The organism is Lacrimispora indolis DSM 755 (assembly GCF_000526995.1).
GTDB lineage: Bacteria > Bacillota > Clostridia > Lachnospirales > Lachnospiraceae > Lacrimispora > Lacrimispora indolis.
Genome location: NZ_AZUI01000001.1, coordinates 2,560,978 through 2,573,717, shown reverse-complemented (window position 1 = coordinate 2,573,717; position 12,740 = coordinate 2,560,978). Strand labels below are relative to the sequence as shown.

Annotated in this window: 11 protein-coding genes; all 11 read right to left on the bottom strand. The window is 43.1% G+C overall.

The window, feature by feature from the left end; all coding sequences use genetic code 11:
- Nucleotides 1–40: 40 nt before the first annotated feature.
- The 11 genes from K401_RS0112365 to mef(A) all read right to left on the bottom strand — a co-directional run bounded on the left by K401_RS0112365 (nucleotide 41) and on the right by mef(A) (nucleotide 12,637).
- Nucleotides 41–2,584, bottom strand: coding sequence for a bifunctional diguanylate cyclase/phosphodiesterase (locus K401_RS0112365; protein ID WP_024293243.1), 2,544 nt, complete (start codon nucleotides 2,582–2,584; stop codon nucleotides 41–43).
- Between the two features lie 538 nt (nucleotides 2,585–3,122).
- Entirely contained in the window at nucleotides 3,123–3,824 is a 702-nt protein-coding gene (locus tag K401_RS0112360) for an MBL fold metallo-hydrolase (RefSeq protein WP_024293242.1), read from the bottom strand.
- A gap of 136 nt (nucleotides 3,825–3,960) precedes the next feature.
- The gene (locus K401_RS0112355; protein ID WP_034620242.1) at nucleotides 3,961–4,503 is read right to left on the bottom strand and encodes a DUF4256 domain-containing protein; all 543 of its coding nucleotides are present in this window, start codon (nucleotides 4,501–4,503) and stop codon (nucleotides 3,961–3,963) included.
- A 13-nt stretch (nucleotides 4,504–4,516) separates the two neighbouring features.
- Nucleotides 4,517–6,697, bottom strand: a complete 2,181-nt coding sequence (locus K401_RS0112350) for a HelD family protein (RefSeq protein WP_024293240.1) — start codon at nucleotides 6,695–6,697, stop codon at nucleotides 4,517–4,519.
- A gap of 213 nt (nucleotides 6,698–6,910) precedes the next feature.
- Nucleotides 6,911–7,576, bottom strand: coding sequence for a class I SAM-dependent methyltransferase (locus K401_RS0112345; protein ID WP_024293239.1), 666 nt, complete (start codon nucleotides 7,574–7,576; stop codon nucleotides 6,911–6,913).
- Nucleotides 7,577–7,586: 10 nt separating this feature from the next.
- The gene (locus K401_RS0112340; protein ID WP_024293238.1) at nucleotides 7,587–8,117 is read right to left on the bottom strand and encodes a PadR family transcriptional regulator; all 531 of its coding nucleotides are present in this window, start codon (nucleotides 8,115–8,117) and stop codon (nucleotides 7,587–7,589) included.
- A gap of 109 nt (nucleotides 8,118–8,226) precedes the next feature.
- Nucleotides 8,227–9,111, bottom strand: coding sequence for a VOC family protein (locus K401_RS0112335; protein WP_024293237.1), 885 nt, complete (start codon nucleotides 9,109–9,111; stop codon nucleotides 8,227–8,229).
- Between the two features lie 288 nt (nucleotides 9,112–9,399).
- On the bottom strand, nucleotides 9,400–10,002 hold the full coding sequence (locus tag K401_RS0112330; RefSeq protein ID WP_024293236.1) for a class I SAM-dependent methyltransferase: 603 nt from the start codon (nucleotides 10,000–10,002) through the stop codon (nucleotides 9,400–9,402).
- Nucleotides 10,003–10,116: 114 nt separating this feature from the next.
- Entirely contained in the window at nucleotides 10,117–10,596 is a 480-nt protein-coding gene (locus K401_RS0112325) for a flavodoxin family protein (protein WP_024293235.1), read from the bottom strand.
- A gap of 150 nt (nucleotides 10,597–10,746) precedes the next feature.
- A complete protein-coding gene (locus K401_RS0112320) occupies nucleotides 10,747–11,310 on the bottom strand; it encodes a PadR family transcriptional regulator (protein ID WP_024293234.1) in 564 nt (187 codons plus the stop codon).
- Between the two features lie 112 nt (nucleotides 11,311–11,422).
- Nucleotides 11,423–12,637 (bottom strand): macrolide efflux MFS transporter Mef(A), encoded by a 1,215-nt coding sequence (gene mef(A), locus K401_RS0112315; RefSeq protein WP_024293233.1) that lies wholly within the window; start codon nucleotides 12,635–12,637, stop codon nucleotides 11,423–11,425.
- Nucleotides 12,638–12,740: the final 103 nt, after the last annotated feature.

The following is a 12,740-nucleotide window of genomic DNA, read 5'->3' as shown; positions in this document are numbered from 1 at the left end:
CTGCAGTGGCCCCATTGGCCTGAACCTTCTCTCCTGCTCTTTAGGAAATTCTGCCTTTTTTTAACCACTTTTCAACGGTTTCTGCATCTCCCGGCTTAGCAAAATAATACCCCTGGATATAATCACAGCCCATATCCCTTAGAATCTGCTTTTGCTCTGCCGTTTCCACCCCTTCGGACACCACCTTTAAGTTTAAGCCATGTGCCAGCTCGGTAATACTTTTTATTACCTGATGCTCTGTTTCACTTTCAAGAGCCTTTCCTAAAAATGACTTGTCAATTTTTAGAATGTCAATGGGAAGGACGGTCAAATAGTTAAGAGAAGAATACCCTGTACCAAAATCATCCAGGGCAATGCTGACACCAAGTGATCTTAATTTTTTAAGAATCTCAATATTGTTCTGGGAAAATTCCAAAAGGACGCTTTCCGTAATTTCAAGCTCCAGCTGGCTTACGGGGAACTGGGTTTCATTGAGAACCTCTTTTACCAGATCATAGAAATTCTCATTGCGCAGCTGATGTACGGAGATATTAACGGACAGCTTTCCAAATTTACAGCCGCTGTCAATCCAGGCCTTTCCCTGCATACACGCATTTTTTAATATCCAGTTGCCTAGAGGAATGATCAGTCCCGTGTATTCAGCCACAGATATGAACTCAAGAGGCGGAATCATTCCCATTTCTTCCGAATACAGCCTTGCCAGGGCCTCCACTCCTCTTATTTCATTCCTCAATAAATCCTGCTGGGGCTGATAGTAAATGAGAAGTTCATCCTTTGCCAGAGCTTCTCTGATGCATCCCTCCACATTGGATTTTCTGATGATCTCATCATGCATCTGTGCGTCATAGATGCAATACTGGTTTTTTCCGCTTTCCTTTGCCTTGTTAAGAGCCGTATCCGCATTCCGCAGCACATCATTTGCCGTCTGCCCGGCTTCCAGACAATGGACAACACCTATGCTGACAGATAAATAAACGGACTTATCCATCAGGACAAACGGAGCGTCAAAGATAGAGAGAATGTTCTGGCAGAGCCTTTCCACAGCTCTGATATCCTTGTGGTCCCTGATAAGAATTAAAAACTCATCTCCGCCAAATCTTGCCACCGTATTTTCCTGGCCTAAGATCTGGGACAGCCGGCCGCCCACCTGGTTAAGCAGCCGATCACAGAAATCCAGCCCAAGCAAGTCATTGTGGATCTTGAAATTATCCAGGTCGATCATCAGGATAGAATCCCTGCACATGGTTTCCTCTATGCTTTCTAAGGTTTCCTCAAGGGTGCTCATAAACTGCATCTTATTGGGAAGTCCTGTCAGCATATCATAAAATGCCATGTATTCCATCTTTGATTCTCTTTGTTTCCGTTCTTCAATGTTGGACACTGCCCCTGCCACCTTGCTGGGAATGCCTTCCCCGTCAAAATAGACCTTTCCCTTGTTTAAAACCCAGGTGTAAGTGCCATCCTTGCTCCTGATGCGGTATTCCCGGTGAAACTCTCTGGTCTCTCCTCTTAAGCAGGAATCAAAGGCATCCAGCACTGCCTGATAATCCTCCTGATGGATGGTCTCCTTCTGTATGACCGCACCGAGTCCATGGCCTTCTAATGCATTTCCGGTGATGTCGATCCACTTGTCGGAAGTGATGATCTCATCGGTTATGAGGTTCCACTCCCATAGCGCGTCATTGGCACTGTCAAGAGCCAGGGTGTAGCTTTCCTTCAGCCTTTCCAGTTCTTTGTGCAGGCTTGCAAGATGCTGGAGGTTTTCATCCTTTTTGAAAAGTCCCATCTGCATATAAATGAGAATTCCCATAAGAAACAGGACCAGCAGGGAAATAAAGCCAATGAGCGCTCCGTTGGCATTGACGCTGCTTTCTTCCTTTGACAGCTTCATGGTCCAGTAGGTATCCATGACCGGGATACGGATGATATAGGAATCCCTGTCCTTCCATGGTGAAGCTCCCCAGATAAGCCCTCCCTTGTGGTTAAAAATGCTGATGTGATAGGAATCCGGCATCGCCTCTTTGATCACCTTATCCATATATGTATTAAAGTTAAAAACCACAATAAAAAATCCATTAAACTCATTGTCTTTATAAAGGGGATACCGTATTACCAGCCCCAGCAGATCCTTGGTATCCTTTAAAATAAAGGGATCGTTGACTGTTGTGGTCCTGTTTTTGATAGCTTTTTCAAGGGCTTCCTCCACCTCCGGGCGCCCCCTAAGGGAAGCACCCAGGGTGTAATCATACACATCAGGATAGACCATATCTGTGACCGTAGCTTTATCCTTATGCTGGATGTAGAGGATGTCCGGGTTATCCTCCATATATCTGGCTGCCAGAATATCGAACTTGCGCTTATCAATATGGTCATCAATTTCATAATTATAAGCCAGGGAGGTTAATACGCCTTCCGTTATGGCAATATGCTGCTGCACAGAGTAGGACACGGATTGTCCGATGCTTGAAAGAAGATAATTGCTTTCCGCCTGCTGGGAACGCAGGAGAACAAAAACAATCGTCATGAAAATCGTGAGCATAATTACCGTCTGTACGGCTATATATCTGGAATATTTATTTCTCATCACAGCCCCCCTCAGTGCCGGTCCATTTTTCCGTAACCAGCATTCTTTTCTATGAATAAAAAAATAATCTGCTATGATCAAGAATACAGCAGATTACTTTTTCCCTCATACTCCATTATGCAGTATATTAAAGTTTTCTGTCAGAATTCCTTTGTATCCAGCTCAGTTTTTGAATGAATACCAAGTTTGCGATACACACTTCTTAGTATTGTTCTGACAGTTGCTTCGGATATACAACTTGTCGGCAAAGCTGCTTCTGATGCCCCACTATTTCCAGATTCTTTTCATGGTCACGCGGATATTCCCAATCCGCTTCGCCACTCATTTGATTCAGTTAAATATCCTGTCATACTTTCTTAATTTCCTATAATTTACCACAAAATTCGACATTTTTCAACACATACTCATTTGCAGCATATTGCAGGGAACAGTTCCTGTTAATTTTATAACAAGGCCTGTACTTCCTATTTTCACACAAAAAAGAGGCTGTGTTTATTGGTGATGATCACCTGTAAATAAACACAGCCTCCTGCTTAGATCACTTTTTCCGGCCTTCAAATATCCCTCCATGATAACAATAATAACGGTCCGCGTCCAGGGATATGAGCCTTTTAAGAGAAGCCTTGGCCTTATGTAGGTCCAGGGTATACTGAGGGTTTGCGATAACCAGCCGGCCGTCATTCAAGACTGCGGCGTCTCCTGTAATAACGGAATGGCTCTCTTTTAAATATAAGGAAATATGACCCGGCATATGGCCTGAAGTATCCAGAATCTCACAGCCTCCGGCCCAGTCAAAATGATCTCCGTCCTTGACCGTCCGATCCACTGGAACGGGCCTGACCTTTCTTAAAGATTCACAGAATTGGATTCCAAAGGACTTTTGCTCTTCCGGCAGCACATTCAGCATTTCTTCCGCCTGCAATAAGCGCAGAGATTTTCTCTCACCGGAAATATACCTGCTTTCCTCAGCGCCTGCCACAACCTCCACATCCGGATATTTTTCCTTTAATTCATATAAGGCTCCCATGTGGTCATCATCATGGTGAGTGATCAGGACTTTCGTTAAAGTGCCTGGATCAATTCCCTTTGATCTCATCTCAGTCTCTAACAACGGCAGGAAACCGGGATATCCGCAATCCACCAAAACGACTTCACTGGAGCTTAATAATAAAACCGGATGAATGGTCCGGTTTTCATTCCCATACTGAAAATTGATATCCAACATAATTATTTGGTTCATAATATTCTACCTCACAAAATTTACTGCCGATCAGTAATGATTATATAGCTTACCGGCCTTTTCGGCAATGAGAAACTGTTTTTTCTGATCAGTTCCTGATGGGGCAAAACCAGATACCTCTTTTCACCCATGTCTGTCAAACCCTCAGCAAACCGCGGAACGCCCTGCTGCTGTAAAAGCTGGACGCGCCATTGTGGTACAGGAAAACATGACCGTAGCGGAAGTCGGCAAAGACGGCGCCGCCCAGCTTTCTGATATCAGAAGGCGTCTTCACCCAGCTGGATGTCTTCCTGTCAAAATTCCCAAGCTTCTGCAGCTCCCTGTATTGTTCTTCTGTTAACAGTTCAATCCCCATATCAGCCGCCATACCCACGGCACTGCCTTCCGGGTACACCCCTTTCCGCTCCCTCTCCTCCTGTCCTTCCCGGTCATAGCAGATGCTTCTGCGGCCTTTGGGGCTTTCATCTGAACAGTCACAAAAAATGTATTCACCTGCTGCCTCATCTAAGGCAATCACATCCGGTTCCCCGCCGGTTCTTTCCATCTCATTCAGCGACCAGAGCTTTTTAACATTCCCCTCCAGTCTTTCCTGCACGTTTTCCCACTTAAGATCTTTATGACGGTTCATGTTTTCCTCAAACCGTTTTTTCAGTATGTGAAGCAGTTCTTCATTTGACATGGATATTACCTCCTTACAATTCCTTTTCAGCAAGCAGCGGACTGGCCTCTCCCATGGAAAACAGGCTGAGTCTGTGAAGCGCCCTTGTACACGAGATGTATAAAAGCTTTTTATCATCTTCACTGTAATAATTTTCCCCGTTGACATCGCATATTAAGACGGCATCAAACTCAAGTCCCTTGGACATATATACAGGCATGATAAATACACCCTGCAAATCTGCCGTCTCCCCGTTTTTCACTAAATGAACATCAGCTTTGTCCTTTAAACGCTTAAACAAATCAAGGGCATTTTTTTCTGTTTTACAGATCAGCCCAATGGACTGGCAGCCTGCTTCTATACAGGATCTAACCTCCGAAACGATCATATTATGAAATGACAATTGGTCTTCGGCTGTATATAGCTTCGGCTCATCTCCTTTTCGGTTGAAGCTCTTTATTTCCGTACTTCCCTCAAGGAATCTTAAACCATAGTTTAAAATCTCATTTGTACAGCGGAAGCTTTTGTCCATGGTCACAAGGGAAGACTTTTTCTTATGAAAGATTTTCCTGATCTGTTGGTATAAGGATAAATCTTCCTTTTTCTCAAGGGTCTGGTTAATATCTCCCAGAATGGTGAATTTCGCTTTTGGGAACAGTAAATTGAATATTTCAAAATGGAGAGGATAATAATCCTGAGCTTCATCAATGACTACCTGTTTTATGGTTTTGTATTCGTTGACTCCGTTTATCCTCAAATTCAAATAGGTGAGGACAGTTGCATCGTCATAGTACAGCAGAAAAGTATCCAGATTTTCCTGTGTAAAAGCCAAAATATCATCCATGCCGCCGGGAAGCTCCACACCTTCTGCCAGGCTGTAGAAATATTCTTTATCATGAAACAGTTTTCTATACACAGCCTTCACGTCAAGTTCCATGAATTTCAGCATTTCTTCCTTTATCAGAAGCTTTTCCGGCTTTTTCATACGGTATTTCTTGGACTCACTGATCAGCTCCAGAATATATTCCTCTATCAGTTTCAGCCTCACACCCAAAAGAGTCTCATTTCTTCCGGATAATACCTTTTCTTTCAGCATTTCTTTGCTTATGATGCACTTCCCATCATAGATTACATCCTTGAAATCCATCCATTTATGGGGAAGGTCATCAATAAAACGGTCCAATATTTCCAGAAACTGACGGGAAGTCTTGAACTCCATGGTGCTTTTTATCATATCCCTGTATTTTGAATTTGAAATCAGGTTTTCCAAAAACTGATTTCTTGTCTGCACCTGTTCATTCTTTAAAGACAAAGCAATGATATCTTCAAACACCACAGAAACCACATGATCTTCTCCAAGTTCAGGCAGCACATTGGAAATGTACTGCTCAAATAACGTGTTTGGCGAAATGATCAGGATATTATCAGCAGACAGCCTGGAGGTAAGTCCCTGGTACATAAGGTACGCGGCCCTGTGAAGGGCAATGGACGTCTTCCCGCTGCCTGCCACTCCCTGCACCATCATTAAATCATTTTCCATATCCCTTATAACAATATCCTGCTCCCTTTGAATGGTTTCTACAATGGTCTTCATTTTGGGAGAAGTATTTTGCGACAAAAGCTTCCTTAAGAATTCATCTACGATCTGCACATCGGCGTCAAAGAAATATTCCAGCTTCCCTTTGCTGATTTCATACTGGCGCTTTAAATTAACTTCTCCTGTTATCCTTCCCCCAGGAGCATCATAAAAAGCCTGCCCCAGGACAAAGCGGTAAAATACGCTTGCAATGGGGGATCTCCAGTCATAAATATAGAACTCGTTTGTATTGTCTTTCTTTAAGGAAGAACGTCCTATATAGATTTTTTCAAATGTATCCTCATCCTCGAACCTAAAATCGATCCGTGCAAAGTACGGGCTCTGGATCATGTTCTCCAGCAGTGCGATCTTATTTTCTACCGCTTCATAATCTGCGATTTTATCTGTAATGGGATTTGCATACTGATTCAGGGCTGCAAGGGCCTCAAAGCCTTCACTGCTCCAGAGGTCTGATATGGAGTGTGAAGTATTCTCCCGCAGCTCTTGCTTGGCAGAAATAATGGCCGACTTGTTTTCCTCATTGCGCTCCCTCGCCTGATCCAGCTGTTCCCTGGCCAAGGCTATGGTTTGTTCCAACCTGATATTTTCAAGTTCTAATTCCATTTTACTATTTTCCATAACAAATACCACCTCTCTTTTAGAATCGGCAGAAAATCCATTTCCTAAACTGCCATTCAAAAAGTCTAGCACAACCGGAATCAGAAAAACAGTCTTGTTGTTGGTAATTCTATGTGTTACAATTAAGGTAGAGAGAAAGGCGACTGTTCTTCATGCACAATCACCTTTCTCTCTTTCTATGTCATACCCTGTATCAATCCGGCCTTGCTCCTGTCATATAACAGCTTTCTTTCCTGATATGCATAAGCCGAAAAATTCTTTGCTTACGGCGGCAGACTTTAATTCCGACTGACCAAGCAGTGTTTTAATCTCATCACCGGTATAGGCTGCATTGTAAGAGGTTAAAAACCCCGGACGTATGGCCTTTGGCCTGGTTGAAAAATAAATAAGCCATTTGATCAGAGGGTTCACATCCCGCCGCATGTCTGTGATGCAAAAAAGTCCTCCCGGCTTTAAGACCCTGTGTATTTCATGGAACACCTTTATGGGATCCTCCCATTCATGAAGCGACCCGTTGGAAAAAACAGCATCAAAGGAATTGTCTGAAAAGGGCATCTCCATGCAATTGCCTTCCACGTAGCCTGCCCGGTTTTCAAAACCATAATCCCTTGCATTTTTCTCCGCAAGCCTGATCATTTCCCGGCTTATTTCACATCCCGTAAGAGCTGCATCAGGAAACCTTTTTAACCACTCAAGGCCAACATATCCGGGTCCCGGACCGATCTCTAAAACCTTTCCCTTTGTGATTCCTGCTCTGATAAAGCTGTCCACATTGTTCCAGCCTTTATCCCGCATGATCCTGGCAAAATCGTCGAAAATTTCAACAGTCAGTTTATCCTGAATGCCTTCCTGTGTTTCTATGATCCTTTGCTTTTTCATAATACCTCCCCTATAAATTCAAACGATTCAGTGATTCTTCCGCCCAGTCCAGCTCTGCCTGAAAATGGTGTTCATGATGGCTGAATATGATGTGGACCATTTCTCTGTCCTCATCCGGAACAACATGCATGGTTTCTTCCCTGTGCTTTTTAATATTGGACAGGGATGCCTTCAGTTTATCCATATAATCCGCCAAATGGCTTACAAGCTCTGCCTTTTCAATATAATCGGCAAAGTAAAAAACGCCGTCTGAAGGAAAGGTAGGCCGGTACTCAAATTCAAGCAGTCCTGCAATCATGTTCTTAAATGCCAGGATTCCTTTCTCCGTAATGGAATAGATGGTTTTTTCCGGCCTGCCGCCGGGCTTTTCCCTGTTTGCGGAAAGCAGGCCGTCCACCTCCATTTTTTCCAGATGATAATAAATGGTGGGAAGTTTGATCTGCGTAAAGTCGGAAAGCTGCTCTGCAATGATTTTTTTAATCTGGTATCCGTGCTGTGGGCCGAATCTTTGAAGTAAACCGAGAATATAAAGTGGGATCATACCATTCACCTTTCTGAATAACAAATTAGTCAGTCCTGACTATAATTATACTCAGCACTGACTAATTGTCAAGAACAATATTGTCAACCGGATATTCGCAGCCTGCTTGTCATTCTCCTGACCACGCCTTTTCAAGAGCAGCGATATCCAGCTTTTTCATTTTTAAAAATGCCTCTGTGATTCGTTTCACTTCTTCTTCGGTTCCTTTGGCCATAACGTCATCCAGGTTCTCAGGTACGATCTGCCATGATAAGCCAAACTGGTCTTTTACCCAGCCGCATTGCTCGGACTCAGGAACAAAGGAAAGCTTATCCCAGAAATAATCGATTTCCGCCTGGTTTGCACAAGGGATCATAAGGGAGAATGCTTCATTAAACGTAAAATCCCCGCCATATCCATGATCCATGGCAATCATCTGGTGCCCCTGAATATTCAGCTCGCTGTAGTTTATCTTTGCCCTTTTATCCATAGCCTCCCCTGCCTGAAAATGGTTTACGTATCCTTTTGTGGAACCCTGGAAAACGGAAAGGTAGTAATTCAGGGCTTCTTCCGCTTTTCCGCATGCGTCTCCTGAAAACAGAAAGGAAAGCCTGATCCTTTGATGCTCTTCCATGTTCTCAACCAGCATGAGCTGCCAGCTTAAGCCATATTTATCCTGGAGCCAGGCATAACGTTTGCTGAAGGGATACTCTCCCAAAGGCATGAGCTCCATTCCACCTGTTGATAAATGGGAATGCAGCCTGTCCACCTCTTCCGGACCGGAGCAGGCTACCATAAGTGAAATCGAGGGGTTGAGGGTAAAATAAGGTCCTGCGCTGATGGCAGAAAACCTCATGCCCGCAAGCTGAAACTCAACGGTCTGCGTATCTCCTGACGGAGTGTCACGGATTATGCCGGTACGAAGGATTCTTGAATTCTCAAAAAGTTCTACATACCATTGGGCCGCTTCAACTGCTTCTTTGTCGTACCATAAATGTGGGATTACTTTCTGCATCGTACTACCTCCTGAATTTTTGCATTTTTTAAAATAAATTATGAAATTGGGGTAATAAATAAACAATATAATTACTTAATACAAGTATACACAAGAGCATTCAATCTCACAAATATATTTTATTTTCAATTAAAAAAGCATACTGTTTCCACTTGACCATTAATATGATGAGAGAAATCAGATGGCGGCTGCCGAATTACTAAAAAGTAGTCCGGCAGCCGCCAAAACCCGGTAACGGTCAGGAAGAAATGATTTGAAAAGACATAAGAAAAGGGTTGTACTGAAAGCTTATTTTTGCGAATCAAGTATGAATAAGGACGCATCACGGCCCATAAACAGATTGCTGCCTTTATGGAATGTTCTGGACCGAATATGCTTAAATCCTATTTCTAATAAATCCTTTGCCAGCTTCTCCTGGTCAAAACCATTATGAACCAGATCTGAAACCACTTCATGGTTCTTGTTAAAATCAATAATTATCAAATGCCCTCCCGGGTTTAAAACATCATACAGCTTTAATAAAACTGACTTAAAGTCCCTGATATGAAGTAAAACCTGAACCATAAAAATATAGTCAGTCTGCAAATCCGAAAGACTGTCCTTCTCAAAATCAAAGCACAATGCAGCTGCATTCTGTACATTGGAGCCGGAAATCTTTTGATTTACCTGGTTAATCATGTTTTGTGATGTATCCAGAAACAGTATTGATTTAAAATCATCCAGCAGATTCATGCCCACAAGACCTGTTCCGCAGCCAAAGTCAATGGCGTTTTTGTTCTCAGCACCAGCCAAATATTCACGAATGGCGTTTGATGACACCTTTCCAATCCGGATCCTTTCAGGAGTGTCATATATATCAGCTATCAACTCAAACTTATCCGTATTTCCCATTATTCATCTCCAATCCACCTTAATAAAGGTCTGATGTCAGCCTGAATTATCCCCGGCCGCTTACGGCACATAACAACAGGCGGCAGTTTATGGCAGGCAATTACATGCAGGTTATCAGACGGCAATGCTCCTGGCCCACTTAACAGCTTTAGAAGTATTTCCCTCACGATTTTTCTTAGGTTCCACGAAATCTATCTCACAGATGAATTCATTGCCGGAAAGCTCCTTTTTTAGTTTTGCAAAGCACTTTTTGGCTCCGCCTCCTCCGTGACTGGCAAACAGCGCAATCCGTTTGCCCCGGATTTTATATTGGCTGATAAAACTTTTTATAGGCGGCGCAAAGGATCCTGCCCAGACGGGCGTTCCGATTATAATGGTATCATAACGGTTCCAATCAATTGGCTCGTTTACCAGATCCGGCTTCTCTCCAAAAATGACGCTCTTTCCGCCAAAAAAATACTTCTTAAATCCATCTGCCGGATATTCCTTGCTGGTTTTTAACTGGGCAATATCGGCGTTCATAGTTTCCGCAATCTTTTCTGCAATAAATTTTGTGCTGCCAGTAAATGAAAAATATACAACCAGAGTGCTCATAACGATTCTCCTCGTATAATAAGTTTGTAGCCAGGAAAAACTGGTTATTGGCTTATTCTTTTTGTGATATAGATGAATGGAAGCTTAATGAGGGATTCCTCTCTTCCCAGCTCATTCTATATAGTTGACAGTTACATTGTCAATGGGATATTATTGATCAGCTTCTTTCCCTGAAATGACTTTCTTTGCCTCAACAGCCCAATCCCTCATTGCAGAATATATATAAACGCCGCAGAGCGCGGTCAGCTTACTGTAGGAGCAGTCAATATCCTTGTCTTTGAACTGCTCAACAAGCTCCATATAGCCGTTCATATCCTTGACCAGCTTATCATTCCTTCTGATAAAATCGTCCAGATGTCCAAGCAGCACCTCAGGCTCCGTATTCTCACCAAAGGAGATCTTGAGTAATATTTCGTACCTTATCTTCTCGATTTCAGGCTCCTCACGCAGCCAGTCTGAAAGCTCCTTTCTGCCTGCGTCAGTGATGCTGTATACGATCTGCCCCCGCCCATTTCCAGGCTGGGTGCGATCGGAGCTGGCGGCCAGTCCCTCAGCCACCAGTTTCTTAAGAGTGGGATAAATCTGCCCAAAACTCTCCTGCCAGAAATGGCTGTATTCGTTCTCCAGCCATTTTTTGATCGTATAGCCGGTCTGCGGCATGCGGGCAAGCATTCCCAGCATCACGTATTTTGATTTCCCAGCATTCTCTCTCATCTGTACACCTTCTGTCTATTTTTATATCACAATAATATATCATAAAGATATATCGTGTCAAGACCTTTTGATGAAAAACTTATATCACCTCCTCCTATAAGTTTTTTATTGATTAATCCAGCTTTCTGACATCACTTGCCATCAGGCAAATGACTGCAATTCCGATTATTAAAATACCTGACAGGAAAAACCAATGGTTTACACCAATCCGATCTGCAAAAAATCCTGAGAGGATCAGACCAATGGGCATGGCCAAAGACATGATGCTTCCTGTCAGAGAAAACACACGTCCCAAATATTCAGGCTTCACCTTCTCTTGAAAAAGAGCCGTTTGAATACCGCTGTAAAAGGGAACGGAAAGACCCATCGCTGCGCAGCAGATTACAAATACGGCAAATCCGCCTGGAGGCAGCAATCCCGAGATGGTCAAACTGAATCCCATCATAAAAATAGAAGCTGTTATAAATGAGACCCTCTTTTTCAGATTGCCAAACAGTCCTAATATCAAACCACCTGCCAGCATACCGGAAGCGTAAGCAATTTCAGTAACAGAGACATGCACCGGTGTTCCGCCAAAATATTCCATGCTGATCAAAGGATAAAGTGCATTAATCGGCATATAGACAAACATATACAGTGTGCCTATAAGCAGCAGCACAAATAACCCTCTATTTTCTCTTAAAACAGCAAATCCTTCCTTCATTTCCCTCATAAAATTCTGCTTTGGTCTTTGCTCCTCAACACAAGGTCTGGGAATAGGTACAAGACCTACCGTAATGCATGCAATGATTGCGCCAGCCACGTCCATGGCTATAATCGAATTCAATTCCCAGACAGAATATAAAAATGCAGCTGCAGCAGGACTGAGAATATAGCTCACAGACTGTAAAGACTGACTGTAACCTGCGCATCTGGTCAGCTGCTCTTCCGGTACCAGCAGGGGCGTAACTGCGCTTAATGCGGGAGAATGAAACGCTGTCCCAATACTCCGGATAAACAGAACTGCCATAACCATCCAAACCGATAACTCACTATACAAAGCAATAACAGCCAGCACTGCACCTGCGGCAGCAATCATCAAATCAGCACCAATCATGATCTTCTTTCTATCATAACGGTCAACGAATACACCGATCACAGGCCCAAGGACTGCGTACGGCAGAAATCCAACAAATGAAGTAATTGACAGCACCATGGCTGAGCCTGTTTTTTCCGTAAGATAAAAAATTATCGCCATTTGCAGTACGGCGCTGGTAATAAGTGAAATTGCCTGTCCTGCCCATATGGTAAAAAATGCTTGTTTCCATTTTAAAGTTTTATTTTTCATATATTTTTTCTCCTTGCACCTTTTATTGTTGTTTTCACTTGATTTTTGGCAATAAAAAATGCAGGCTAAAATCCCCAATGCGGGCTTTAGTCTGCATATTAAC

Excerpts from the sequence above, each read along its gene's own strand:
- K401_RS0112365 (WP_024293243.1), bottom strand. The coding sequence starts at position 2,584 with ATGAGAAATAAATATTCCAGATATATAGCCGTACAGACGGTAATTATG.
- K401_RS0112360 (WP_024293242.1), bottom strand. The coding sequence starts at position 3,824 with ATGAACCAAATAATTATGTTGGATATCAATTTTCAGTATGGGAATGAA.
- K401_RS0112355 (WP_034620242.1), bottom strand. The coding sequence starts at position 4,503 with ATGTCAAATGAAGAACTGCTTCACATACTGAAAAAACGGTTTGAGGAA.
- K401_RS0112350 (WP_024293240.1), bottom strand. The coding sequence starts at position 6,697 with ATGGAAAATAGTAAAATGGAATTAGAACTTGAAAATATCAGGTTGGAA.
- K401_RS0112345 (WP_024293239.1), bottom strand. The coding sequence starts at position 7,576 with ATGAAAAAGCAAAGGATCATAGAAACACAGGAAGGCATTCAGGATAAA.
- K401_RS0112340 (WP_024293238.1), bottom strand. The coding sequence starts at position 8,117 with ATGATCCCACTTTATATTCTCGGTTTACTTCAAAGATTCGGCCCACAG.
- K401_RS0112335 (WP_024293237.1), bottom strand. The coding sequence starts at position 9,111 with ATGCAGAAAGTAATCCCACATTTATGGTACGACAAAGAAGCAGTTGAA.
- K401_RS0112330 (WP_024293236.1), bottom strand. The coding sequence starts at position 10,002 with ATGGGAAATACGGATAAGTTTGAGTTGATAGCTGATATATATGACACT.
- K401_RS0112325 (WP_024293235.1), bottom strand. The coding sequence starts at position 10,596 with ATGAGCACTCTGGTTGTATATTTTTCATTTACTGGCAGCACAAAATTT.
- K401_RS0112320 (WP_024293234.1), bottom strand. The coding sequence starts at position 11,310 with ATGAGAGAGAATGCTGGGAAATCAAAATACGTGATGCTGGGAATGCTT.